Genomic DNA, 24922 nt, shown 5'->3' on the forward strand with positions numbered 1-24922 from the left:
GGCCCATCGGCCGGAGCGGGGGACGACGCCCGGCGTCAGCCCTCGTCCGCTTCCCCGGCGCTCTCCGGCCGCAGCAGCGGATGGGAGACCCCCGGAAAGACCCGGGCCCGTACGACGGGCTCCGCGGAGCCGCCCCGGACCACCGCGTCGACGACGCCCCACGGCCGACCGGGCAGCACCACGGTCAGGATGTACGAGGACGCGCAGCCCATGCAGTCGTAACGGTCCGCCCAGGTCTCCACGTCCGTGACGCTGCCGGGACGGCGCGCCACGTGCCGGTGGAGCGCGTGGCAGCGCTCGCACCTCTCGCCGGGCTCGCACGTGCCGCCGCAGGGGCACGGCACATCGAGCGTCTCGGCGGGACGCCAGCGCTGGGTGAGGACCGCCTCACGCGTGGCGCCCATGTCCTTCATCGCCTTCAGATTGCGGGCGGCGACGTTGTACGACTCGCCGGTCGCGGCCATCCGGTCCCGGATGACGTCCTTGCGTCCACGGTTCGTCGTCATCTGTTCCTCATCCGTTCCTCGGGGGTCGCGCAGCCCGCCAGGAGCACACGAGACAGACATGTCACACGGTACCGGTCACCCCGGACGGCCCACGACACCCGGGGCCCCGGCGGGGCAGGCGCGCCGCCCTACGACCGCCGCACCCGTGCCGTCAGCCTGCTGCCGAGCCGTCTGCCGAATCCGCCCGGCCGGTTCCACGCCCGGAACGCCTCCACCGTGCGGCTGCTGCCCGTACGCTCCACGGCCTCCTCCACCGTCGCCACCTCACCGGCGGACAGGCCGCGTACCACCGGTCGCAGCACGTCCGCCAGCAGTGCCGCCCGCGTCTCGCTCCAGGCACGGCCCGCGTGCGGGTGGGAGCTCCATACGGTGAAGCAGTCGGCCACATAGGCCGGTTCGGAACGCAGCCGGGCAAGGACCGTGTCATGGCGGGCGGCCGTTCCGTAGGCCGCGATGAGGTCCGCGTCGTCGCTGTGGACGAACGCGTACAGCTCCGCCTCGGGCCGGTCCGGAGCGAGCAGCCGTCCCGCCAGGGCGCCGAACGCCTGGTCACGCACCCCCGGTTCCACCGGCTCGGCCCCTGCGCACAGCTTCCGGGCCCGTTCGGCCCAGCCCGGCTCCGCCGCACCCGAGCGCACGTCCCGCGCGTACTCCAGCAGCAACAGGGCGCCACGCACACGGGCGTCGATCTCCCCGGGGAAGCCGCGCAGCAGGTCATGGGCGAGTTCGGGGGCCGCCTCGTCGTCGGCGGGGGCGCCGAGAGCAGCCGCGACGAGCGCGGACCACGTACCGGCCGTACGGTGCGCATCGGAGGTGGACCCGCCCAGCAGCTGACGGGCCTCGCCCGCCGTGGGCGTCTCCTCGCCCCACACCAGTCCCACCGCGGTCCGCAGCACCAGCGGTTCGGTGAAAGGTGACATGCCACCGGCGCGGAGCACCATGTGCACCACCTCCAGCCGGTCGCCGCCGCGCGCCCTGGCGTCCGGCGCCGCCGCGCACATCCGCAGGTGTGGCAGCGCCTGCGTTCCGGTGAAGGGCAGACGGACCCCGGTCAGCAGCCGTTCCGTCGCGTTCGGATCGTGCGGGGCGACGCGGTCCAGCTCGCCCAGCAGCGCCGTGCGGACGTCGAACTGTTCGTCCAGCAGGTCGAGCAGCACCGGTCCGCAGTCGGCGGCCCCTTCGGCCAGCAGGGACCGGGCCATCCGGCGCACGACATCGGGGAGCAGATCCGCGCAGTCCACATCGAGCAGTCGCGCGATCCGCAGCAGTTGCACCGCGCGCGCCACGGCCCGGCCGGGTGCGGTGGCCGGGGCGGGCGCACCCGTGGCCAGTTCGCCACGGAGGTCGTCGCCCAGGGCCGTGACGAGTGCGGCGACGGCACGCTCCCCGGCCGGTCCGGCGAAGGCCGAGCGTGCGGGCGGTTCGAGCGCGACATCACCGCCGCGTACCGCCTCCGTCACCAGAAGAGCGGCGAGCGAAGCCGTCGTGGCGGCGGGAGAGCGCCCGTCGAGTGCGGTCAACAGACGTGACACACAGGCCAGTTCGGCTGTCGTGCGGTCGATGCCCGGTGCCGTCAGCGCATCCGTCAGCAGCCGCGTCCGCTCCTCGTCCAGCGCGTACGGCCGCTCGGCGGCCCAGTCGGCCGCCGCGGCACGCTCGGTGGGGCCGAGAGCGATGCCCGCGCACAGTGCGGTGACGGCGAGCGGTCCGGCCGCGAAGGGCTCGCCGGGCAGTTCCGCCGCCGCCCGGAACAGCTCCGGGGACCGGTTCCGCCAGATCCGGGCACAGGTCTCGGCCCAGGCGTCGTCCACCGGTCCCTCCGGGCGCGCCCCGGAGCAGGAGTGCACCCGCAACGCGCCGTCGGGGACGCCCGGTTCGGGCGCGTCCTGGGGCAGCACCCCGACGACCTGATGAGGGGACCGCGCCGGACGGCGGGTGTACGTCGTGAAGGTCAGCCGCTGTGCGTGCTCCGGTGGGAGCACGGCTGAGGCCAGGGCGATCCACCGGGCCACGTCGGCACTCTGCCGCTCCACGAGAACCACTCGTGCCGCCGACGGATCCTCGTGCACCCGTCGCAGATCGGCGAAGACCGCCGCCAGCCAGGGACTCCGGGAGACCGCGAAGTCGTTCAACGCCTCCGGTCCGAAGGCGGCGGAGGCGGGCAGAGAGGCTATTCGGGCGGGCGTGCCGCCGTTCGGCGCGGTGGAGGCCCAGTTCGGCGACCGCCAGGCCGTGATCGGCAGTGCGTCCCCCGGCAGTCGGGTGCCGGCCGGAAGGTGTACCGCGTGTGCGTGGAAACCACCGGTGCCGGGACCGCCGAGCGCCACTGCGCGCCCCAGCAGATGACTGCCGTCGGACAGTGCGCTGAAGCTCAACGCCTCAGGGAAGGAGCGGAGTTCGGCGGCCGTCGGGTGATACGGGGCCCCGGCCGGCGGTTCGTATCCGAGGAGTTGCTCGGCCTCGGCCAGCACGGGCGTGGGCAGGCCGGCGCTGACCGCCGTGAACCGTGCGCCGCCCCCGTCGTCGCCCGCAGAGGCAGAGGTGTAGTGCAACTGCGCGAGGCTCATGCGTCGGCCCTCTTCGTCCTTGCCGCGAACGTCCCCGTGCCGTGAGCACGCCCGCTCCCGTCGGCCGTCCGTCGAGGGCAGGGCTGACCGGGCGCAGCGACGACCCCGGCGGGGAGCGGTCCGCAATCGCGGGAGCGACGCTATCAAGCACGCCGCCCTCGTACGCATCCCGCCGAAAGGTCGTCCGGGCGACCGCTGCCCCGGGTTCTCAGCCCAACGGCACGCTACGCAGCGCCCGTACGCCCGGAGCGGTCGGTGTTCCGACGTTCAGCCGGCCCTTGTCCGCGCAGGACGCCGCGGCGTCCGCGCCCACCGGCGTCCTGGTCATCGGCCGGGACGCGGCGCAACGCTGCTTCTCCGCCTCGGACATCGGACCGGTGCGCCGCAGGATGCGGTCCGGCACGGCACGCGAGGGTCGGTCGATCACCGCGTGCAGCCGGTGGCCGTCCTTGCCGCTGAGGAACGAGCCCTCGACCCGTTCCCGGCTCGGCTGCATCTCCACCCGGCTCACCTCGCCGGGCTGGATCCTCTCCACGATCTCCCGCCGGTCACTGCTGAACCACTGCCACCCCTTCTCGTAGGCGAGCGTGAACGGGGTCGCCATCGGGCGTTCCTTGATCCGCTTCTCGTCCTCCGCGCGGTCGCCGGTGGTGGGCAGCCTGGTGCCCCCGGGCGTACGAGGTTCGCGTCCACATACGTCTGCGAGATGCTGTCGTGGCTGCGCCCGGCGCAGGTGAGGAAGCGGGAGTGCTCCAGCGGGTTCCGGGTGCAGTTGATGAACGCCTCGCCGACCACCCGCGCCCGGTCGTAGTAGCGGAACGACATCAGGGTGTCGGGCCGGAAGGCGCTGGCGTTCTCGCCGTTGCAGATGGCGGCCGCGTTGTGCAGTGTCTTCTCGCGTTCGTTGCCCTTGTACGCCTGCAGGGCGTACGGACATCGCGAGCGGCGCGGACTACAGGGTCGCCGCCCGCGACGACGGTTCGGTGATCGCCTGGGGCGCCGACGCCAACGCGCAGCTCGGTGACGGCACCGTCAACCCCACCCGCAAGCCGGTGACCGTCCTTCCTGCGGGCAACGCCATCATGCGCGTGGCGACCACGGAGACGGGCAAGTCCGGCTTCGCGTACTGAGCCCGACCGAACCGGAGTTCATGTTCTCGCCGTCCCGGTTCCGGCACGCGGCAAGGACGTGTTCAACGCTCCTTCATCACTCCAATGGCCTACACGCCGTCGGTCCGGTCAGTCGTTGATCGTCTTCGGATCGAAGATTCCCCCGCGGGCGCCGCACTCCGGGCCCAAGGGTCGCCCTGCGTACAGGAGTTACTCGGATGAATCTCAAGAATCTCTCCGTGGCCGCCACCGTTCTGGCGCTGGCCGGTCTCACCGGTGCGTCCACGGCCAACGCGGTGCCCGGCACGGTCTCCGGTGACGGCGGCAACCGTATCGGCTCCCTGCGTGCCAACGGTGACGCGTACGTGAAGGAGGGCGGTCTCAGCGCGACCTGGGTCAAGGAGCACGACCACGTCAAGCAGGTCGTCCTGTCGGGCAACCGCATCGGTGTCCTCACGGGCAACGGTGTCGCCTGGGTGAAGGAGGGCGGTCTCAGCGCGACCTGGGTCCGGGAGGCCGACGACGTCAAGCAGCTCGCCCTGTCCGGCAAGCGCATCGGTGTCGTGAAGGACAACGGTGACGCGTACGTGAAGGAGGGCGGCCTCAGCGCGACCTGGGTCAAGGAGTCCGACAAGGTCAAGGAACTGGAGCTGTCGGGCAACCGCATCGGCATCGTCAAGGGCAACGGTGACGCCTATGTGAAGGAGGGTGGCCTGAGCGCGACCTGGGTCAAGGAGTCCGACAACGTCATCGGCATCGACCTGTCGGGCAACCGCATCGGTGTCCTCACGGGCAACGGTGACGCCTGGGTGAAGGAGGGCGGCCTGAGCGCGACCTGGGTCCGCGAGGCGGACAACGTCATCCAGCTCGAACTGTCGGGCAACCGCATCGGCGTTCTGACGGACCACGGTGACGCGTACGTGAAGGAGGGCGGTCTGAGCGCGACCTGGGTCCACGAGTACGAGCACACCATCCGGATCGCCCTGTCCGGCAAGCGCATCGGTGTCCTCAAGGGGGACGGCGACGCACGGGTGAAGGAGGGCGGTCTGAGCGCGACGTGGGTCCTGGAGGCCAGCAACGTCACCGAGCTCGCGCTGTCCTGAGGCCTGACGCCTGACGCCTGAAGGCTGACACCCGCCGTGCCGCGCAACGGAGTTGATCCGATGCGCGGCACGGTGCCGTGTGCGTCCGGTCGGCCGTGCACGGCGTACGCGACGAGGCCGGTCCCGGCGACGGGCCGAGGCCGGGCCGGGCCCCTGCCCGGCCCTGGAGTGCCGGACGCGGACGGCGGTGGGGCGGTTGGTTGCCTCTACGGGCTCATGCCGGAGCCGCTGCCGGAGCTGGACCGGTGTCGGGCGGCGCCGGGTCGCGTACCGCCGGCAAGGACCGTCCGCGCGGCACCGGATCCGCTGTAGCGCCCCGCCGCCCCGCCGCCCCACCGACGCACCGACCCGCCGGGCCGGAGCTCTGCCGGTCGGGCGTGCGGAAACACGCTTCACCCCGGCACTTCGGTCCGCTCCCACCACTCGTAGACGGGCAACTGGCCCTCGGCGGTCTCCTGGTGGCGTGTTGTCGCCCGGAAGTGCTCGTATCCACCACGGAACGGGATCTTGAGGTCGGCCCCCGGCGTGGTGAGGGAAACGATCCGCTCAGGAAGATCGTCGGGGCCGCCTTCAAGGACTGCTTTCATCGCGTTGCTCATGGCGAAAGTCTCCCCGGAGGGTGGTCCGGCTTCTTCGTGACGCGCCGGAGGGCCGTGCCCGCTGTTGGCGCACCCGTGGGAGGCGAAGGGGAGGCGCCTGCCGCGCACGATTCCGACGGCCGTGGAGCCCCGTGTCTGACCTGCGGAGGTATTACCAAACAGTGACCGGACCGCCCGTACCGGTGCGCCGATCGTTGCCATCATACGAGGGGGAGAACTGATCGAATGAGCGAGGACCAGACGTGGGCGACGAAATCTACTTCAGCAACAACTACAGCGACCTGTCGCAGCAGCACGGCACCGGTGCCGGTTTCCAGTTCGAGTTCAGGTGCTCGCGATGTTCGGACACCTGGCGCTCGCCGTTCGAGCCGTTCAGATCGGGGCAGGCGGCCAGCTGGATAGGCAAGGGGGCCAATGCCGCCTGGAGCCTGCTGGGCGGCAGCGCCGGTGCCATCAACAACGCGGCCGACGGGCTGGCGGGTGCCACCTGGGGCGGTGCGAGGGACACCGCGTTCCGGCGTGCGATCGACAACGCACAGGGACACTTCAACCGCTGCCCCCGCTGCACCTCGTACGTCTGCGGTCGGTGCTGGAACATCGAGCAGGGTCTCTGTCTGCAGTGCGCCCCCGACACCGCCGCCGAGGCGGAGGCGGCCCGTCGGCGCGGGATGAACGACTTCGTGGCGGACCGGGCCTACGCCGCCGGGCAGACCGCCGGGCAGAGCTACGACGTGAGCGCACCCCGGCAGCTGGTCTGCCCGCAGTGCCGTACGGAGACCCATGGCGGCGCGTTCTGCCCGGGATGTGGTCATCGCCTCGCCCAGAGCCCGCAGTGCGCTTCCTGCAGCGCGACCGTTCCGCGGGGAGCCGCGTTCTGCCCGGGGTGCGGTTCGAGGCAGTAGGAGCTCCGCCAGCGGGCGTCGCACCGGGCACGTGCGGCGCCCGGTCCGGTCGGTACCGCGTCCGTTGCGGCTCCGGTCAGGGTTCCGGCGGGCCGCGAGGAGACAGCTCGGCGGCTCCCCGGCGTGGGTGAGGAGACAACCCGACGGATCCCGGGGGCACTTGCCCCCGACGGCGGCGCATGCGGGCCGCGCGACGGCAGAAGCCGGGGTCGGGTCGTGCCGGCTGCCGCGGACGCGGACCGGGACCCCGGAACCGTGCTCCGCGATGGTTCACCCGGGTGGTCATCGGGGCGGGCGCGCCCGGGGCGGGTAGGCAGAAGGTCTGTGCCACCCCTCCGTATCCCCCATCCGTCCCTATGAGGAGCCGCCGTGAAATTCGGGGTCTCGACCTTCCTTACCGACCAGGGCATCGGGCCGGCCGCGCTCGGGGCCGCCCTTGAGGAACGTGCGTTCGACTCGTTGTTCATCGCCGAGCACAGCCATGTACCGGCGAGCCGTCAGACGCCCTACCCGGGCGGTGGCGAACTTCCGGAGATGTACTACCGCACCCTTGATCCCTTCGTCGCCCTGACCGCGGCCGGTGTCGTGACCGAGCGACTGCTGCTGGGCACCGGCATCGCACTGATCCCGCAGCGCGACCCGATCATCACGGCGAAGGAGGTGGCCTCGCTCGATCTGGTCTCCGGCGGCCGCGTGATCCTCGGCGTCGGTGTCGGCTGGAACCGTGAGGAGATGCGGAACCACGGCACCGATCCCGCCACCCGCGGCCGGCTCACCGACGAGCGGCTGCGTGCCATGCGGGAGCTGTGGACGGCCGAGAAGGCCGAGTTCCACGGCGAGTTCGTGGATTTCGATCCGGTCTTCGCCTGGCCCAAGCCCGTGCAGCGCCCCCATCCGCCGATCTACGTCGGCGGCGGCGAGGGCGCGTTCCCCCGGGTCGCGCGGCTCGGAGACGCGTGGCTGGCCAACAGCACGTCGCCGCAGGAACTCGGTCCCCGGATCGAGCGGCTGCGCGCCATGGCCGACCGGGAGGTGCCGGTGACGGTGTACGCGGCACCTGACGATCCCGCGCAGATCGACGGCTACCTCGCGCTCGGGGTGGAGCGGCTGCTGTTCTACGTACCGACGCTGCCCGAACGGGAGACGCTGGAGTACCTGGACGGGCTGGTCGTCGTAGCCGCCCGGTATCGCTGAGGTGCCGGAAGCAGGTGTGTCCCAAAACCGCGGGACCGGCCCGGAGACCCGTGCCCGCGGCGTCGTCCGTGTTCGTCGCCTCCATCGCGGGCGTCGTGAGGCCTGTCGGCAGGGGCCGCGATGCCCGCTCTGACGAGTGCCGAGGCACGGGAGCGGTTCGCCGCCGCGCGCGTAGCCCGTCTGGCGACGGTCGACACGGCGGCCCGCCCGCACCTGGTGCCGGTGGTGTTCGCCGTGGACGGCGACACGGTGGTGCTGGCCGTGGACCACAAACCGAAGCGGACGACACGGCTGAAACGCCTGGCCAACATGGCTGCCAACCCCTCGGTCTGCCTGCTCGCCGACCACTACGAGGAGGACTGGGGCCGACTGTGGTGGGTCCGGGTCGACGGCTGGGCCCGTGTGCTTCCGTCACCGGTCCGGTCGCCGCAGGCAGTTCGCCGCATCGGCCTGCTCACGGCGAAGTACCACCAGTACGCCGACCGGCCCCCCGGTGGACCGGTGGTCGAGGTCACGGCCCTGCGCTGGAGCGGCTGGCGTGCGTCGTGACGCCATGAGGCCACGCCCTCACCTGCGCCCGGCGGCTGTTCTGCGACGCGAGGAATCGGCGGCGACGGCCCGTCGACGATGTTTCGCCGACCCCGGTGGGCACGGCAAGTGTTCCGCCTCGCGGACCTGCCGGGAACACGGGGGTGGGACAGCTCGGACGGCCCGTGCACGGAAGCGGCACAGCTCGGCCTGTGTACGGAAGCGGCGGCGTAGGCCGCCGGGGTGGTGGCGAGGTGCCTCCTGAACGCCCGGTGCAGGGTCTCCACCGAACCGAGTCCGGCAGCTGCCGCGACCTGGTCGAGCGGGCGGTCGGTGGTCTCCAGCAGGCGCCGGGCCACTTCGGTGCGGGCCGCTTCGACATAGGTGCCTGCGCCGCGCCGGTTGCTCCGAGCGGGGCGAGGGGGCTCGGCCTCTTCGCATGCGAGGGCGTGTCCGGCTCGCACCGCCATCCGCCACCGGTCCCAACGGTGAGGAACGCCGAAGGCCGGGCGCCCCGGACGCCGGGCGCTCGGTCCGCGCGGAGCCGATCGCGGGTGTCCTGCGCGATGCCCGACCGTGCGGTGTTCGTCTGAACGTCGCCCAAGTGTCGCTCATCATCCGTAAGTTGCCGCGTGTGGGCAGCGGCGACGGATGGGGTGAGGGCGGTTGGACGGCTCGGACGCGGGCGCGGGACCGGGGGTCGTGGTTGCGCGAGGGGTGGGGAAGCGGTTCGGGGGGACGGTCGCTCTTGAGCGGGTCGATCTGACCGTCCGGGCCGGGGAAGTCCACGGGCTGCTCGGGCCCAATGGGGCCGGGAAGACGACGTTTCTGCGGATGGTGCTCGGGCTCGTGCGGCCCGACGATGGCGAACTCGGTGTGCTGGGGAGCGAAGTGCGGCGGGCCGGGCGCGGGGGGGTCGAAGGGCCGGCCGGGTTCGTCGAGAGTCCGCGGTTCTATCCGTATCTGTCCGCCGAGCGGAACCTGACGCTGCTGGCCGCCTACGACGGCATCGGGGCCGATGAGGCCGCCGTGAACGGGGCGTTGGAACGCGTCGACCTGGGTGGTTCCGCACGGCGGAAGGTCGGTGGATTCTCGTTCGGGATGCGACAGCGGCTCGGGATCGCGGCCGCGTTGTTGCGCGGGCCCCGGCTTCTGGTGCTCGACGAACCCGCCAACGGGCTGGACCCGGCCGGGGCGCGCGACATGCGGGCCCTGGTGCGGGAGCTCGGACGGGACGGGCTCACCGTGCTGCTGAGCAGCCACAACATGGCCGAGGTCGAGCAACTCTGCGACACCGTCACGATCATGAACCGTGGGCGGATCGTGTACACCGGGGGACTCGACGAACTCCGCGACCGCGCCCCGGACCCCGCGCACCGGCTGCTGACCGGCGACGACCGGGCAGCCGTGAAGATCGCGGCGGACGTGGAAGGGCTTTCGGTCGAGGACGAGGGGGCCGCCGGGCTCGCCGTGCGGGCGCGGCGCAAGGCGCTCGACCGGTTCGTGCTGGAACTGGGGCGCGCCGGCATCCCCGTACGGGAACTGCGGCTGGAGACCACCTCCTTGGAACAGCAGTTCCTCCGCCTGACCGAGGAGGCCTCGGGCCGATGAGTGATGTGACATATGACAGCCCGGCCGAAGCGACCGGAGCCGTGCGGACCGCAGCCCGTCCGCGGGGCGGAGCCCGTACCGTCTACCTCTGGGAGTTGGAGAAGCTCACCGCGCAGTGGCGGATCAGAGCGGTGCTCGTGCTCTGCCTGGTCGCGCCGTTCCTCTTCGCGCTGGGGCTCAGGGCCCAGGACACCCTGCCGTCGGACACGCTGTTCGGGCGGTGGGCGCACGACTCGGGGTTCGCTGTGCCACTCGTCGTCCTCGGGTTCGCCGGGCAGTGGGCCCTGCCGCTGCTGGTCTGCCTGGTGGCCGGGGACATTTTCTCGTCCGAGGACCATCACGGCACCTGGAAGACCATCCTCACCCGCTCCCGTACCCGTGGGCAGGTCTTCGCCGGGAAGACCCTCGCGGCGGTCACGTACTCGGCCGTGGTCGTGCTGTTGCTGGGCGCGGGAAGCCTGGCCGCCGGAGTGCTGGTCATCGGTCACCAACCGCTCGTCGGGCTGTCCGGACAGGAGATCGGGGCGGGCCGGGCGGCCGGGATCGTCGTGGAGAGCTGGCTGTACATGCTGCTGCCGTGTCTCGCCTTCACCGCGCTCGGTGTGTTCTTCTCGCTGGCCACCCGGCACAGCGCGGCCGGCATCGGCGCCCCCGCCGTGCTCGGGCTGCTGTTGCAGCTGGCGTCGCTGGTGGACGGGCTCGGGCCGGTCCGGCGTCTCCTGCCGACGACCGCGTTCGACGCCTGGCACGGGCTCACCACCGCCCCGGCCTTCCACCGGCCACTGGTGACCGGGGCGTACGTCAGCGCGGGCTGCGCCGTCGTCTTTCTGGCGGCCGGTCATCTCCTCATGCGGCGACGCGACTTCACGAAGGGATGAACGCTGTGATGCGAAGGATCGCTCTCACCGGCGGAGCCGTGGCCGCGGCGATCGTGACGGTCGGCGGATGCGCCGGCACGGACGTCACCGAACAGCGCCTCGAAGGCGCGGTCGGACCGGAGTTCAGCAATCTGTACCTGCTCCAGCAGCGCGCCCGGTACGGCAACGACCGGGCCGAGCGCCCGGACCGCTGGGCGGACTGCAAGCGCGGCACGAGGTCCTCACCGGACCGGGGCGCCGCCGACGACTGGACATGTGTGGTGCGGTGGCCGTCCCCCGGCGGGGTCACCCGGCCGCTGACGTACGAGGTGCATGTGCTGCCCACCGGGTGTTTCACGGCGCAGGGGCCCGCCACCCAGGTGGGGCAGCAGCTGATGACGGACATCGACGGGGTCGGCCGTACGAATCCGCTCTATGAGTTCGACGGCTGCTTCGACGTCTCGTAGTGGGCAATTGCCTGCATTCCAGGGGGTGTTGGGGGCATGTTGGGGGCACACTGTTTGCCGAGTGGACGCCGCGGCGACACATGGACACGGCACGTACCGTTCACGGCCGGCTCCTAGCGTCGCCGTGGCATCCGATCCGGGTGCCACGGTTCTCGACAGGAGACAGGATGCTCGGCAAACCCTTCAGGAGAATGAGCGGTACGGCGATCACGGCCGTCGCCCTCGTGGCCGCGCTCGGCACCACGGCAGCCGCCACCGCCGTCGGTATCAACGGCGGACTCGGCGGCTTCGGCGACAGCAAGGTGGACGGGAAGGCGACCGCCCGCGGCATACTGCTGCCCGGCAACCAGCGCGTCGCCCCGCTCGGCAACCGCCACCTGGTGAACGACGCACGGATGCTGTCCAGCACACTCAGCCCCGACGGACGCACCCTCGCCGCCCTCACCTATCTGCACGGCACCGGCTATCTGACCCTCATGGACGTCACCACCGGCGCTGTCCTCCAGCGCGTCGGCACCGGGGCGAGCGGAGACAAGAAGATCGGCGACGGCAAGGCCGGCACCGACGGACCGCTCTACTCGTCCGACGGCAAGACCCTCTGGTTCCCGCAGTCCCACACCCTGCTGCGGTTCACGGTCAACGGCGACGGCACCGTCGTTCCCGCGCCCGTCGCCGCGATCACCCTCAAGGGCCCGCACGGCGACGCCCTGCCCGGCGGCATGGCCCTGTCCGACGACGGAACGAAGCTGTACGCCGCACTCAACGGCAGCAACACCCTCGGCGTCATCGACACCGCGACGAACACCCTGGTCAAGGAGATCCCGGTCGGCAACGCGCCCCGTCAGGTGGTCCTGACCGGCGGTGAGGCCTACGTGTCCAACGAAGGCGGACGTCCGGCGGAGGAGGGCGACCACACCAACCTCTCCAACGGCACCGCGGTGGTCGCCGACACCCGGAACGGCGCCGTCACCAACGGCACCGTGTCGGTCGTCGACCTGGCCGCGGAGAAGGAGACGAAGACCGTACGCGTCGGCCTGGAGCCCAGCGCCCTGCTGCTCCGCGGGCGTTCACTGCTCGTCGCCAACTCCAACAACGACAGCGTCTCCGTCGTCGACGTGACGTCGAAGAAGGTCACCCAGACCTTCAACGTCAATCCGCTGCCCGGCTCCTCGGTCGGCAGCGCTCCCAACGCCTTCGCCTTCACCGACGACCACACCCTGCTCGTCAGTCTCGGCCGGGACAACGCCCTGGCCCAGTACCGATGGAACGGCGGCATCGCCCCCGTCCGCTACGAAGGGCTGATCCCCACCGACTGGTACCCGAGCGGTGTCCAGGTGAGTCGGGCCACCGGCGACGTGGTCGTCACCAACGCCAAGGGCATCGGTACCCGCGGCACCCCCAGCCAGAACAGCCAGGGCCCGAGCGCCGGACCCGACAACGGTGGCACGGCGACCGGTCACAACACGTACAACGACACCGCCTCCGTCACCACGTTCCCGGTGCCGTCCAAGCGGCAGCTCGGAGCGCTCACCCACCGGGTCTTCATCAACAACGACTGGGCGAAGCTGCTGAAGCAGAAGCAGACCTACGGCTCGGCGCGCGACCGCGAGCAGGTCGTCCCGGCGAAGCTCGGCAGTCCCTCCAAGATCAAGCACATCTTCTTGATCATCAAGGAGAACCGCACCTACGACCAGGTGCTCGGCGACATCGGCAAGGGCGACAGCGACCCTTCCCTGGCCCAGTTCGGCCGGACCGTCACCCCCAACCAGCATGCGCTGGCCGACGAGTTCGGCGTCAACGACAACTTCTACGACGTCGGTACGCTCTCCGCCGACGGACACAACTGGCTGACCCAGGCCGACAACAACGACTACATCGAGCACGAATTCGGTACCTGGTACCGCAGTTACCCCTCGCTCGGCAACGACGCCCTCGCCTACCAGCGCAGCGGATTCCTCTGGAACACCGTGGAACGGGCCGGCAAGACCGTCGACAACTTCAGCGAGTACGCGGGCAACATCGCCCTCCCGGCGACCGGCGCGCCGACCTGGGCGCAGTGGTACCACGACTCCCAGGTGCTGGAGGGCAAGGCGACCGGGGAACTCGACACCCCCATCGGGGCGTACCCGTCGACCTCCGACGTCCCCTCCGTCAACAGGATCAACCACCCGGATTACCCGACGTTCGACACCGACATCCCCGACCAGTACCGGGTCGACATCTGGCAGCGGTACTTCAAGGACTACGAGAAGAAGGGCAAGCTGCCGAACTTCACCATGATGGCGCTGCCGCAGGACCACACCAACGGCACCAGCGGCATCGACCCGTACCCGACCGCCATGGTCGCCGACAACGACCTCGCCGTCGGCAGGGTCGTCGACACGATCTCGCACAGCAGGTTCTGGAAGGACACGGCGATCTTCGTCGTCCAGGACGACTCGCAGGCCGGTGTCGACCACGTCGACGGACACCGCGCGCCGCTCTGGGTGATCAGCCCCTACGCGAAGCGCGGAGCGGTCACCTCCACGTACTACACCCAGATCAACGTGGTGAAGACCATCGAACAGATGCTCGGCGCCCAGCCGATGAACCAGATCGACCGGGCCGCCGAGCCCATGCGCGACCTGTTCACCGAGAAGCCCGACTTCACCCCGTACCACAGCCTGCCCAACCTGATCCCGCTGGACTACGGCCTCAAGAAGCCCGCCTCGGCGGCTGCCGCGAAGGCGGCGGACAGCGGTGCGCAGCGCCCGCAGGTGCCCGCGCATCTGCGGGAGGTCGCCGCGCAGTGGGAGGCCTGGAGCACGATCCAGGCGAGGAGCACGGGAGGTTCCCACCCCGTCGAGGACCAGGTGAACCCGGCGCAGCTGAACCGGATCACCTGGTACGCCTCCACCGGATGGACCAAGCCGTACCCGGGCGACAGCCGCGTCCTGGCGCCCAATGAGGTGCCGGGCCGCGACAACCCGCCCCAGGAGCTCGGCGACTGATCACGAGGAGGTGCGGGGGCCGGTCGCCCGTGCGGGGCGGCCGGCCCTTGCGGCCGCGCCGTACGGAGAGGAACCCGGACGGAGGAACCTGTACGGAGGAACCGGGCATGAAGCACAGCTGCGGGCGCGCTTAAGAAAACCTCGATGGACCTGTGGCGCGCGGTGCGGCAGATTTCTCGGTGACGGCAGAGGATGGTGCGCGGCAGCCGATCGACGCGCGCTGCCATGCCGTCCCTTTCATTCCTCCCCGGGCCGCAGGCTTCCCCAAGGCTGCCCCCGGCCCGGGGTACACCACGCCGTACAGCGCAGGGAGCCGCAGCCGTGAAGGCACTCGTGAAGCAGAAGGCCGAGCCGGGACTCTGGCTGATGGACGTGCCCGAGCCGGAGATCGGCCCCTCGGACGTACTGATCAAGGTGCTCCGTACCGGCATCTGCGGCACCGATCTGCACATCCGGAACTACGACGGCTGGGCCCGGCAGGCGGTACGCACCCCGCTCGTCCTCGGGCACGAGTTCGTCGGCGAGGTCGCGGAGACCGGCGCCGACGTCGTCGACATCAACGTCGGCGACCTGGTCAGTGGCGAGGGACACCTGGTCTGCGGGAAGTGCCGCAACTGCCTGGCCGGACGCCGTCACCTGTGCCGTTCCACGCTCGGGCTCGGCGTCGGCCGGGACGGGGCGTTCGCCGAGTACGTCGCCCTGCCCGCGTCCAACGTCTGGGTGCACCGGGTTCCCGTCGACCTCGACGTCGCCGCGATCTTCGACCCGTTCGGCAACGCCGTGCACACCGCGCTGTCCTTCCCGCTGGTCGGCGAGGACGTACTGATCACCGGCGCCGGACCGATCGGCATCATGGCCGCCGCCGTCGCCCGGCACGCGGGCGCCCGCAACGTCGTCATCACCGACGTCAGCGAGGCCCGGCTGGAACTGGCCCGGAAGGTCGGTGTCAGCCTCGCTCTCAACGTCAGCGAGGAGACCATCTACGAAGGGCAGAAGCGCCTCGGACTGCGCGAGGGCTTCGACATCGGCCTGGAGATGTCCGGGCGGCCCGAGGCGATGCGCCACATGATCGAGAACATGACGCACGGTGGCCGGATCGCCATGCTCGGGCTTCCGTCCGAGGAGTTCCCCGTCGACTGGTCCCGGATCGTCACCTCGATGATCACCATCAAGGGCATCTACGGACGCGAGATGTACGAGACCTGGTACGCCATGTCGGTACTGCTGGAGGGCGGCCTCGACCTCGCCCCCGTGATCACCGGCCGGTACGGCTACCGCGACTTCGAAGCGGCCTTCGACGACGCGGCGAGCGGCCGCGGCGGCAAGGTCATCCTCGACTGGACCTCCTGACCTCCGACCGCCTCCGTACTCAGCTGGGAGACACCCTCATGTTCGAATCCGTACGCGACGACATGCGCACCACCCTCGACGAGATCCAGGCCGCCGGACTCCACAAGCCCGAGCGCGTGATCGGCACCCCGCAGTCCGCGAGCGTCGCCGTCACCGCCGGCGGCCGTCCCGGTGAGGTGCTCAACTTCTGCGCCAACAACTACCTGGGCCTCGCCGACCACCCCGAGGTGATCTCCGCCGCCCACGAGGCACTGGACCGCTGGGGCTACGGCATGGCCTCGGTCCGCTTCATCTGCGGCACCCAGGAGGTCCACAAGGAGCTGGAGCAGCGGCTCTCCACGTTCCTCGGACAGGAGGACACGATCCTCTACTCCTCCTGCTTCGACGCCAACGGTGGTGTCTTCGAGACCCTCCTCGGCCCCGAGGACGCGGTCATCTCCGACGCCCTCAACCACGCCTCCATCATCGACGGCATCCGCCTCTCCAAGGCCAAGCGCTTCCGCTACGCCAACCGCGACATGGCCGACCTGGAGACGCAGCTCAAGGAGGCGTCCGGGGCCCGGCGCCGGCTCGTCGTCACCGACGGCGTCTTCTCCATGGACGGCTACGTCGCCCCGCTGCGCGAGATCTGCGACCTGGCCGAGCGCTACGACGCCATGGTCATGGTCGACGACTCGCACGCCGTCGGCTTCGTCGGCCCCGGCGGACGCGGAACGCCCGAGCTGCACGACGTGATGGACCGCGTCGACATCATCACCGGCACCCTCGGCAAGGCGCTCGGCGGTGCGTCCGGCGGCTACGTGGCAGCCCGCGCCGAGATCGTCGCGCTGCTGCGCCAGCGCTCCCGCCCGTACCTCTTCTCCAACTCGCTCGCCCCGGTCATCGCGGCGGCCTCGCTCAAGGTCCTCGACCTGCTGGAGGCCGCAGGCGACCTGCGCGAGCAGCTCAATGCCAACACCGCGCTCTTCCGTACCCGGATGACCGAGGAAGGCTTCGACATCCTGCCCGGCGACCACGCCATCGCCCCCGTCATGATCGGGGACGCGGCGAAGGCAGGCCGGATGGCGGAGCTGCTCCTGGAGCGCGGTGTGTACGTGATCGGGTTCTCGTACCCGGTGGTCCCGCAGGGCGCGGCCCGGATCCGCGTCCAGCTCTCCGCCGCGCACTCCACGGCGGATGTGAACCGGGCCGTGGACGCGTTCGTCGACGCGCGGGCCGCGCTGGGGAAGTAGGGACATCGCGGGCGGGGCGCCGTACGGGGCCCCGCCCACGCTCTTGTCCCCAGGCCTTGTCCTCAGGCATTGTCCGGGAGCCTCACCCGGACGGCCGGGTTCCCTCCGTGACCTGGGACAATGGGGCACATGATCGATGCACGACGGCTGCGCATTCTCCGTGCGGTGGCTGACCACCGCACGGTGACCGCCGCAGCCGCCGCGCTGTATCTCACACCCTCCGCGGTCTCCCAGCAGCTCGCCGCCCTGGAGCAGGAGACCGGGCACCGGCTGGTCGAACGCAACGCGCGCGGCGCCCGGCTCACCCCCGCCGGGGAGATCCTGCTGACCCACACCAACGCGGTCCTCGCCCAGCTGGAACGGGCCGAGGCGGAGCTCGCCGCGTACGACGCGGGGGATGCCGGAACGGTCACGGTCGCCGCGTTCGCGACCGGCATCGGCCTGGTCCTCGCCCCAGCGATAGCCGAACTGACGCTCACCGCGCCCGGTATCCGGGTCCGTGTCCAGGACGCCGAGGGAGATGCGAGCGTGCCGATGGTGCTGGACCGGCAGGTCGATGTCGCGGTCGCCGTCGAGTACCGGGGCGCGCCGGGCGAGGACGACCGGCGGCTGACCCGGGTGCCGCTGTACTCGGAGCCGTTCGACGCGGTGCTGCCGGTGGGGCACCGGCTGGCCGTTCAGGAGCAGGTGGCGATCGCCGACCTGGAGAAGGACCCGTGGATCGGCCCGTACCCCGGCAACCCGTGCCATGACGTGGTGGTCCTGTCCTGCGAGTTCGCCGGGTTCCAGCCGAGACTGGAGCACTCCTCGGACGACTTCCGTGCCGTGGTCGCACTGGCCGGGGCGGGTGCCGGGGTGGCGCTGGTGCCGCGGTCGGCGTTGCAGGGGATGGAGCTGACGGGGGTGGTGGTGCGCCCGGTGGAGGGCAGCGCCCCCACTCGCCGGGTCTTCGCGGCGGTGCGGCACGGGGCGGAGGGCCATCCGCTGATCGCACCGGTGCTGGAGGCGCTGGCCGCGGCGGCGGTTCGGGAGGGCGCGCTGTTCCTGCCGGTTTCGCCGTGACGTGCGACGACTGCCCGCCGTGATCCGTGGTCGATGCGCGAGGGATCCCGGCAGGCCGGTGACGGGCGGCGGTCCGCTCCGCGGCCCACCGGCCCTTCTCGCACGCCAAGGCCCGGTCCTGAACGCGAACCGTTCAGGACCGGGCGCCCGGTCGTGTCCGGCGACGCGGTACCTGCTCAATCCCGGCGCCCCAGGACGAACCGGTCGCCGGACGGGCCCGGCCACATCGTCCCCGCACCCGCCGCCAGCGTCACGGCCAGCACCAGCACCCCGTACCGCTCCGGCGGCAGATACGGCGTCGTACCGGCCGTCGACACCGCGAACGCCACCAGAGGGATCGCCGCCACCAGCGTGCCGATCGCCAGGCCCGTGACCGCCACCAGCCCCGTCTCCAGGACCAGCATCCGCCTCACCTGGCGGCGGCCCGCGCCGACCATCCGCAGCAGATGGAACTCGGGGCGCCGGCCCACCGTGATCAGGGACAGCGTGCTGATCACCGCGAGCAGCGCGAAGCCGCCGATCACCCCCACACCGGTGATCATCATGGCGTTGTCGGCGTCCGACGTCGGCGGGGCGATCCGTACGTCGTCGGCCGTGGCGGGGCGGACCCGCACACCCGTGTACGGGGCGAGCGCGTGCCGTACCGCCGAGGCCGCCGCCCCGCCCCTCGCCGAACGGATCAGGATCCGCTGGTCGTTCGGTGCCGAGACATGCCCGGCCAGGGCCTCGCGCGGCAGCATGAACTCACCCAGTCCCAGGGACCGTTCGTAGAGCGCCACCACGCGGAGCCGTACCTCCGTACCGTCGCCGAGACGGAGTTTCACGGTGTCCCCGGTGCCGAGGCCGAGATCGGCGGCCCGGTCCTTGCCGACCGCGACCGTGCCCCGGCCGGTGAGGTCGGTCAGATCACCGGCGGTGACGTGCGGATCGAGCGTGTCGGACAACTGATCCGCCGTCACCCCCAGCACCGGGAACCGGTCGAGCTTCGGATCACCCATCTCGCGATGCGCGAGGACGACGCCGGAGCGCAGCACACCGGTCGCCGCCGACACCCCGGGAGCCTCGCGCACCGCCTGCGCGGCGCCGGCCGGCAGCCCGGCGGCCGGGCCCGTCACCACCAGGTCCGCCCGGAGCGCGGCGACGGCCTGCCGGTCGGCGGCCCGCTCCAGCGTCGAGCCGGCCGCCAGCTGCACGCAGACGAACGCCACGACCAGCACGATCGGGGTGATCGCGGCGCCGAGCCGCCGATGGTGCGCGGCGGCGGACCTGGCGGCGAGGAACCCGGAGATCCGGCCGGCACGCCGTATCGGTGCACCGAGCACCCGCATGGCGATCCGGGCGATCCACGGACCGAGCAGCGCCACCGCGATGATCAGCGAGGTCGCCGCACCCGAGGCGGCCACCGCGGCGGCCTGCCCGCCCTGCGCCGTCGCCGCGCCCGCAGAACCGACACCCGCGAGGGCCAGCACCGCTCCGCAGAGCGTACGCAGCCGGCCCGGTTCGCCCGGCTCGGGCGCGCGGGCCGCTCCCAGCGCCGCGGCGGGCCGCAGCCGGGTGATCGACCGGGCCGCGAGCATCGACACCGGACGGGCCGCCAGTGCGACGAGCAGCGCGCCCGTGGCGCCTGCGGCGAACGGCAGCCACACCGGCACGGGCAGCGGCAGCGGATCCGTGGTCAGCAGGGACCGCATCAACAGTCCCAGCGGTACGGACCCGATCGCGCCCAGCACCGCGGCGGTGCCGGCCACCCGGCTCACCTCGCGGCCGACGGCCGACCGGAGCTGCCGGGGGGTCGCCCCGACCGCGCGCAGCAGGGCCAGTTCGCCGGAGCGCTGGTGGACCGCCTGGGAGAGGGCGGTGGCGATCACCAGGAGCGCGACCATGAGGACCGTTGCCGCGACGGAGGCGAGCAGCGGCAGGAGATCGCCCCGGGTGCCGAGCGCGTCGATGTGTTCGGCCTGCCCGCGTTCCGCGCCGGTGAGGACCAGGACCTCGTGGTCGCCGCGCACATGGTCGGGCAGCGCGGCGTCCAGTGACGCCCGCAGTGCGTCGGCCGGGACGCCCTTCTCGGCGACGATGCCGATGGCGTCGACCGTTCCCGGGTGCCCGGCCAGGGCGGTCAGCCGCCGCTCCGTGAAGAAGACAGCCGGGGCGGCGCCCCGACGACCGGTGTCCGCGACGCCGCTGACGGTGTACGGGCGGGGGGTCCCGTCGACCTGCAATGTCACATGGCTGCCGGGGGCGCCCCCGACGGCGGCCGCCAGCGCGCGGTCGACGACCACCTCGGTGGACGTACGCGGCGCGTGTCCGGCCGTCAGCCGGTACGGGGTGAGCACGGCGGAATCCCAGGAACGGCCGACGGCCGAGGTCGTACCGTCCCCCGGCTCCCCGCCGGTCCCGCCGCCCACGGCCACCGGGACCGAATCGTCCGCGACGGCCTTCGCGACCCCCTCGGCGGCAGCCGCCTTCGCCACCGCGGAGCGGTCGAGACGGACCCGTTCCGGCAGATACGTCCTCGCGGTCTGCGGCTTGCTGCCCCACGGCTTCGCCGTGTACGTCACCTGCTGATCGGCCGCCACCACCGCGTCGGCTCCGGCATGGCGCTCCACCGGCGGCTGCGCCAGCAGCAGCGAACCGAGGACGAAGGCGAACGCGCCGATCAGCGCGGCCGCGGCCGTCGTCGCCGCGAACACCGCGGCCCAGGCCCGGCGATGGGCCTTCAGCGAACGCCGGGCGAGGAACGCCGACGCCCGCCGCACCCCGGACCGCACATCCCCCCGGGACCTGCGCCCATCCGTGCTCGTGGACGGTGCCGTGCTCGTGTCCGTGTTCATCGCAGCCGACCGCCGTCCATCGTCAGCACGGTGTCCGCCCAGCCCGCCGCGACCGGATCATGGGTGACCATGACGACCGTGCGGCCGTCGGTCCGTACCGCGTCCCGCAACAGACCGAGCACCAGCGACGCCGACTCCGGGTCCAGGGACGCCGTCGGTTCGTCCGCGAAGATCACATCGGGCTCGGTCACCAGGGCCCGTGCCACCGCGACCCGCTGCTGCTGGCCGCCCGAGAGCGTCGCGGGACCCTGGGTCCCGCGGCCCGCCAGTCCGACCCGGGCCAGCAGATCCCGGCCGCGGGTCAGTACCCGCTCGTCCGACGGGTCGGCGCCCGCCAGCACCAGCGGCAGCACGACGTTCTCCTCGATGTTCAGCGAAGGCACCAGATTGAGGGCGTGCGACTGGAAGACGAAACCGATCCGGTCCCGGCGCAGCCGGGTCAGCGCCGCCTCGGACAGCGAGCCGAGATCGGTGCCGCCGACCCGTACGGTCCCCTCGGTCGGACGGTCCAGGCCCGCCGCGCACTGCAGGAACGTGCTCTTCCCCGATCCCGAGGGGCCCACCACCGCGGTGAAGCTCCCGGCCGGGACGGCGCAGCTCACCGCGTCGAGCGCGACCGCCTCCCGACCGCCACCGCGCCGCCCGTAACGTCGGCTCACCGACTCCAGACTCAGCGCGGTCGCCCGCACCCCCGTGATCGTCTCCACCGTCGATCCCACCGTTCCTTCTCCGCCATATGCCTTCTGACCTGCATAAACAATAGGAGTGTGGCAGTTTCGGGGCGAGGGTGAGCGCTCCCGGACCGGGGGTTCAGCCAGCTCCACCACGGCCCGGGAGAGGGCACCACTCCTCAGGCCGGCGCACCCCCGTAACGTGAAGGGTCATGACCACCCCTCCCGCCCCGCTGACGGTCGCCATCCGGCGTTCGTGGGATGCGTCGCGCTACCTGTTCATCGGTGTCCCGATCGCGCTGCTCGCGTATGTGGGCACGTTCCTGGTGGTGGCGGCCCTGATGTTCGCCGTCGTGCTCATCGGACTGCCGGCCCTGCCCGAGGCCGCCAAGGTGCTGCGCCGGTTCGCGGAGTTCGAGCGCCGCAGGGCGGCGGCGCGGCTCGGTGTTCCGTTCACGCCGACGCCGTACCTCCCCCTGGACGGCGGTGAGCTCTCCGAACGGGTCCGGTGCGTCCTCACCGACCCGACGGTCTGGCGCGACGCGCTCTGGCTGCCGATCCAGGCGCTCATGGGCAATGTCCTCGGCTACCTCGCCATGGTGCTGTGGCCGGTCGGGCTGCTCGTGGACGGAGCCGCGCTGCCCGTGGCACATCTGCTGGACCGGCGGTCCGCCGACGAGTACGGCACGCCGCCGCCCGTGCGCCAGGGGTGGGTGCTGCGCTGGCACGCCGTGCTCGCCGATCTGTCGGCGACCTGGACCCGGTCCCTGCTCACCCGGTCGCCGTCCACCGCCCTCGCCGACCGGATCGCCCAGCTGACCGAGAGCCGGGCCGGGGCGGTCGAGGCGCACGGTGCCGAACTGCGCCGCATCGAACGGGATCTGCACGACGGCGCCCAGGCCAGGATCGTCGCCCTGTCGATGCGCATCGGCCTCGCCAAACAGCTCCTGGACCGGGACCCGGCCGCCGCCCGCATCCGCCTCGACGAGGCACAGGACGGTGCGGACGAGGCCCTCGCCGAGTTGCGGCACGTGGTGCGCGGCATTCATCCGCCGGTACTGACGGACCGTGGACTGGCCGGGGCGGTACGGGCATTGGCCGCCGACGCCGGCGTGCCCGTCACCGTGCGACTCGACGGTGTCGAGGACGGGCGGCGGCTCCCGGCCGCGATCGAGGCCGCCGCCTACTTCGTGATCGCCGAGGCCCTCACCAATATCAGCAAGCACAGCGGCGCCGCGGCCGCCAGTGTGCGGATCGACCGGACCCCCGCCGCCCTCCGGGTGGTCATCGGCGACGATGGTCACGGCGGCGCGGACGAACGCGCCGGCAGCGGGCTGGTCGGAATCAGGCGGCGGATCGCCGCCCTCGACGGAACCACCCGCATCAGCAGCCCCACCGGGGGGCCGACGAACATCGAAGTGGAGCTGCCGTGCGGATCGTGATCGCCGAGGACAACGCGCTGTTGCGCGAGGGCCTGATCCTGCTGCTCACCAGCTCGGGCCACGAAGTGGTGGCCGACGCCGCGACCGGGCCCGAGATCCTGCCGGCCCTGCTGGAACACCGCCCGGACGCCGCGGTGCTCGACGTACGGCTCCCGCCCACCTTCCGCGACGAGGGGCTGCGCGCCGCGATCGCCGCCCGCGCGGAGCTGCCCGACCTGCCGATCCTGGTCCTCTCGCAGTACGTCGAGGAGACGTACGCCGCCGAGCTGCTCGCCCGGGGCGCCCGGGGCATCGGCTATCTGCTCAAGGACCGGGTGGGCCGGGTCGACCAGTTCCTCCAGGCGCTCGACCGGGTGGCGGGCGGCGGCACGGCGCTCGACCCCGAGGTCGTGACCCAGCTGCTGACCCGCAAGTCGTCGGCCGAACCCCTGCAGAGCCTCACCCCGCGCGAGCGCGAAGTCCTGGAGCTGATGGCGCAGGGCAAGGCGAACGGCACCATCGCCACCGAACTGGTGGTGACGGAACGGGCCGTGAGCAAGCACATCGGCTCGATCTTCGCCAAGCTCGGCCTGGAACCGGACGACGGCACGGTGCACCGGCGGGTGCTCGCGGTACTGGCGTACCTGGAGGGCAGCACCCGCTGAGCGCGCCGGGACCGCTGCCCCACCCGGGCCTCCTCACTCCGGCTGGAGCAGATCCCAGCGGTTGCCGTACAGGTCCTCGAAGACCGCCACCGATCCGTACGGCTCGTGCCGCGGCTCCTCCAGGAACCGCACCCCGGCGGCCAGCATCCGGGCGTGGTCGCCCGCGAAGTCCTCCGTGTGCAGGAAGAAGCCGACCCGGCCACCCGTCTGCGCACCGACGCTCGCCCGCTGCGCCTCGTCCTTGGCGCGGGCCAGGAGCAGCCCCGTCCCCTGCGTGCCGCGTGGTCGCACGACCACCCAGCGCGAGCCGTCGCCCCGGTCGGTGTCCTCCACCAGTTCGAGGCCGAGGGCGTCCGTGTAGAAGGAGACGGCTTCGTCGTAGTCGCGGACGACCAGGGTGACCAAGGCGATGTGCGGCATGGGACTCCTCGGAGGGGAGCGGGCCACGGTGTGGCGATCCGGTTCGTAGTTATACGTAACACTACCCCTCTCCGTGAAAGCCGTGTCGACCGCACCACGACGACACCCGCCATGACATGCGTCGGGCGCGGGGCAGGACAATGCCCGCATGGACATCAGCGACCTCACCGGGCCGACGGCCCGCGCCCGGCGCCTCGCCGTCCCCGGCCAGCGCCGCATCCTCGGCATCGCGGGACCGCCCGGGGCCGGGAAGTCCACCCTGGCCGCGCGGCTCGTCGAGGCGCTCGGCCCTCTCGCCGTCCTCGTCCCCATGGACGGCTTCCACCTCGCCGGGGCCGAGCTGGAACGGCTGGGCCGGGCCGGGCGCAAGGGTGCCCCCGACACCTTCGACGCCGCCGGGTACGCCGCCCTGCTGCGACGCCTGCGCCGACCGGAACCGGACACCGTCGTGTACGCCCCCGCCTTCGACCGGGCCCTGGAGGAGCCGATCGCCGGGGCCGTACCCGTTCCTCCGGACATCCCGCTCGTCGTCACCGAGGGCAACTACCTCCTGCATGACGAGGGCGCCTGGGCATCCGTGCGCGGGCTGTTGGACGAGGCGTGGTTCCTGGAACTCGAACCGGCCCTGCGGGTACGCCGGCTCGTCGACCGGCATGTGCGGTTCGGCAGGCCGCGGCCCCGCGCGGAGCGCTGGGTGGCCGAGTCGGACGAGCCGAACGCGCGCCTGGTCGAGCGGGGGCGTTCGCGCGCCGACCTCGTGGTGCGGGCGCGGCCGGAAACCTGATTCCCGCTCGCGCCGAGAGGAACGCACGGGCAGGATGCTGTGTGCCGTGT

22 protein-coding genes and 1 pseudogene are annotated in these 24922 nt (G+C 71.9%); 15 read left to right on the forward strand and 8 right to left on the reverse strand.

What is annotated here, in order from left to right; all coding sequences use genetic code 11:
• Positions 1–35: 35 nt before the first annotated feature.
• From ACIOHC_RS13665 to ACIOHC_RS13675, 3 genes are all read right to left on the reverse strand, one after another.
• Entirely contained in the window at positions 36–506 is a 471-nt protein-coding gene (locus ACIOHC_RS13665) for a hypothetical protein (RefSeq protein ID WP_351073877.1), read from the reverse strand.
• 128 nt (positions 507–634) lie between these two features.
• On the reverse strand, positions 635–3073 hold the full coding sequence (locus ACIOHC_RS13670; RefSeq protein ID WP_401842784.1) for a GTPase-associated protein 1-related protein: 2439 nt from the start codon (positions 3071–3073) through the stop codon (positions 635–637).
• Between the two features lie 208 nt (positions 3074–3281).
• Entirely contained in the window at positions 3282–3677 is a 396-nt protein-coding gene (locus ACIOHC_RS13675) for a hypothetical protein (RefSeq protein WP_401842786.1), read from the reverse strand.
• A gap of 283 nt (positions 3678–3960) precedes the next feature.
• Here ACIOHC_RS13675 and ACIOHC_RS13680 point away from each other — a divergent pair, with 283 nt between their 5' ends.
• Positions 3961–4203, forward strand: coding sequence for an RCC1 domain-containing protein (locus ACIOHC_RS13680; RefSeq protein ID WP_351073874.1), 243 nt, complete (start codon positions 3961–3963; stop codon positions 4201–4203).
• 197 nt (positions 4204–4400) lie between these two features.
• Positions 4401–5285: a peptidase S1 gene (locus tag ACIOHC_RS13685; RefSeq protein ID WP_401842788.1), complete on the forward strand. Its 885-nt coding sequence runs from the start codon at positions 4401–4403 to the stop codon at positions 5283–5285.
• A 392-nt stretch (positions 5286–5677) separates the two neighbouring features.
• Here the strand turns inward: ACIOHC_RS13685 and ACIOHC_RS13690 are convergent, their stop codons facing one another.
• Positions 5678–5884 (reverse strand): DUF5988 family protein, encoded by a 207-nt coding sequence (locus ACIOHC_RS13690; protein ID WP_351073872.1) that lies wholly within the window; start codon positions 5882–5884, stop codon positions 5678–5680.
• Positions 5885–6126: 242 nt separating this feature from the next.
• On the opposite strand from ACIOHC_RS13690, the gene ACIOHC_RS13695 reads away from it, so the two are divergent.
• The 3 genes from ACIOHC_RS13695 (at position 6127) to ACIOHC_RS13705 (ending at position 8529) form a co-directional block, all read left to right on the forward strand.
• A complete protein-coding gene (locus ACIOHC_RS13695; RefSeq protein WP_401842790.1) occupies positions 6127–6786 on the forward strand; it encodes a zinc ribbon domain-containing protein in 660 nt (219 codons plus the stop codon).
• A 369-nt stretch (positions 6787–7155) separates the two neighbouring features.
• Positions 7156–7980 (forward strand): LLM class F420-dependent oxidoreductase, encoded by an 825-nt coding sequence (locus tag ACIOHC_RS13700; protein ID WP_351073870.1) that lies wholly within the window; start codon positions 7156–7158, stop codon positions 7978–7980.
• A 120-nt stretch (positions 7981–8100) separates the two neighbouring features.
• A complete protein-coding gene (locus ACIOHC_RS13705; RefSeq protein WP_351073869.1) occupies positions 8101–8529 on the forward strand; it encodes a TIGR03668 family PPOX class F420-dependent oxidoreductase in 429 nt (142 codons plus the stop codon).
• Between the two features lie 186 nt (positions 8530–8715).
• Here the strand turns inward: ACIOHC_RS13705 and ACIOHC_RS13710 are convergent.
• A pseudogene (locus ACIOHC_RS13710) lies at positions 8716–8891 on the reverse strand (helix-turn-helix domain-containing protein); the annotation flags it as partial.
• Between the two features lie 283 nt (positions 8892–9174).
• On the opposite strand from ACIOHC_RS13710, the gene ACIOHC_RS13715 reads away from it, so the two are divergent.
• From ACIOHC_RS13715 to ACIOHC_RS13745, 7 genes are all read left to right on the forward strand, one after another.
• A complete protein-coding gene (locus tag ACIOHC_RS13715) occupies positions 9175–10119 on the forward strand; it encodes an ABC transporter ATP-binding protein (RefSeq protein WP_401842792.1) in 945 nt (314 codons plus the stop codon).
• Complete coding sequence (locus ACIOHC_RS13720) at positions 10116–10997, forward strand: ABC transporter permease (RefSeq protein ID WP_351073867.1); 882 nt, start codon at positions 10116–10118, stop codon at positions 10995–10997. Before ACIOHC_RS13715 ends, ACIOHC_RS13720 begins: the two co-directional genes overlap by 4 nt.
• Before the next feature lie 8 nt (positions 10998–11005).
• Positions 11006–11443: a hypothetical protein gene (locus ACIOHC_RS13725; RefSeq protein WP_401842793.1), complete on the forward strand. Its 438-nt coding sequence runs from the start codon at positions 11006–11008 to the stop codon at positions 11441–11443.
• Between the two features lie 167 nt (positions 11444–11610).
• The gene (locus tag ACIOHC_RS13730) at positions 11611–14433 is read left to right on the forward strand and encodes a bifunctional YncE family protein/alkaline phosphatase family protein (protein WP_401842795.1); all 2823 of its coding nucleotides are present in this window, start codon (positions 11611–11613) and stop codon (positions 14431–14433) included.
• 321 nt (positions 14434–14754) lie between these two features.
• A complete protein-coding gene (gene tdh / locus ACIOHC_RS13735) occupies positions 14755–15783 on the forward strand; it encodes an L-threonine 3-dehydrogenase (protein WP_351073864.1) in 1029 nt (342 codons plus the stop codon).
• Between the two features lie 38 nt (positions 15784–15821).
• Positions 15822–17015 (forward strand): glycine C-acetyltransferase, encoded by a 1194-nt coding sequence (locus ACIOHC_RS13740; RefSeq protein WP_401842797.1) that lies wholly within the window; start codon positions 15822–15824, stop codon positions 17013–17015.
• A 129-nt stretch (positions 17016–17144) separates the two neighbouring features.
• A complete protein-coding gene (locus tag ACIOHC_RS13745) occupies positions 17145–18077 on the forward strand; it encodes a LysR family transcriptional regulator (protein ID WP_351073862.1) in 933 nt (310 codons plus the stop codon).
• Between the two features lie 176 nt (positions 18078–18253).
• Here ACIOHC_RS13745 and ACIOHC_RS13750 read toward each other — a convergent pair whose 3' ends face one another.
• Both ACIOHC_RS13750 and ACIOHC_RS13755 read right to left on the reverse strand, forming a co-directional pair.
• The gene (locus tag ACIOHC_RS13750; RefSeq protein ID WP_401842799.1) at positions 18254–20836 is read right to left on the reverse strand and encodes an ABC transporter permease; all 2583 of its coding nucleotides are present in this window, start codon (positions 20834–20836) and stop codon (positions 18254–18256) included.
• Between the two features lie 71 nt (positions 20837–20907).
• Entirely contained in the window at positions 20908–21630 is a 723-nt protein-coding gene (locus tag ACIOHC_RS13755; protein ID WP_389636265.1) for an ABC transporter ATP-binding protein, read from the reverse strand.
• A gap of 164 nt (positions 21631–21794) precedes the next feature.
• Here ACIOHC_RS13755 and ACIOHC_RS13760 point away from each other — a divergent pair, with 164 nt between their 5' ends.
• On the forward strand, positions 21795–23024 hold the full coding sequence (locus ACIOHC_RS13760) for a sensor domain-containing protein (RefSeq protein ID WP_351073860.1): 1230 nt from the start codon (positions 21795–21797) through the stop codon (positions 23022–23024).
• On the forward strand, positions 23012–23668 hold the full coding sequence (locus tag ACIOHC_RS13765; protein WP_351073859.1) for a response regulator transcription factor: 657 nt from the start codon (positions 23012–23014) through the stop codon (positions 23666–23668). Before ACIOHC_RS13760 ends, ACIOHC_RS13765 begins: the two co-directional genes overlap by 13 nt.
• A 33-nt stretch (positions 23669–23701) precedes the next feature.
• Here ACIOHC_RS13765 and ACIOHC_RS13770 read toward each other — a convergent pair whose 3' ends face one another.
• A complete protein-coding gene (locus tag ACIOHC_RS13770; RefSeq protein ID WP_351073858.1) occupies positions 23702–24088 on the reverse strand; it encodes a VOC family protein in 387 nt (128 codons plus the stop codon).
• A gap of 148 nt (positions 24089–24236) precedes the next feature.
• Between ACIOHC_RS13770 and ACIOHC_RS13775 the strand changes: the two genes are divergently transcribed.
• Positions 24237–24872, forward strand: coding sequence for a nucleoside/nucleotide kinase family protein (locus ACIOHC_RS13775; protein WP_351073857.1), 636 nt, complete (start codon positions 24237–24239; stop codon positions 24870–24872).
• Positions 24873–24922: the final 50 nt, after the last annotated feature.

The sequence above is a fragment of the Streptomyces sp. NPDC088252 genome, from assembly GCF_044740965.1.
Classification (GTDB): Bacteria; Actinomycetota; Actinomycetes; order Streptomycetales; family Streptomycetaceae; genus Streptomyces.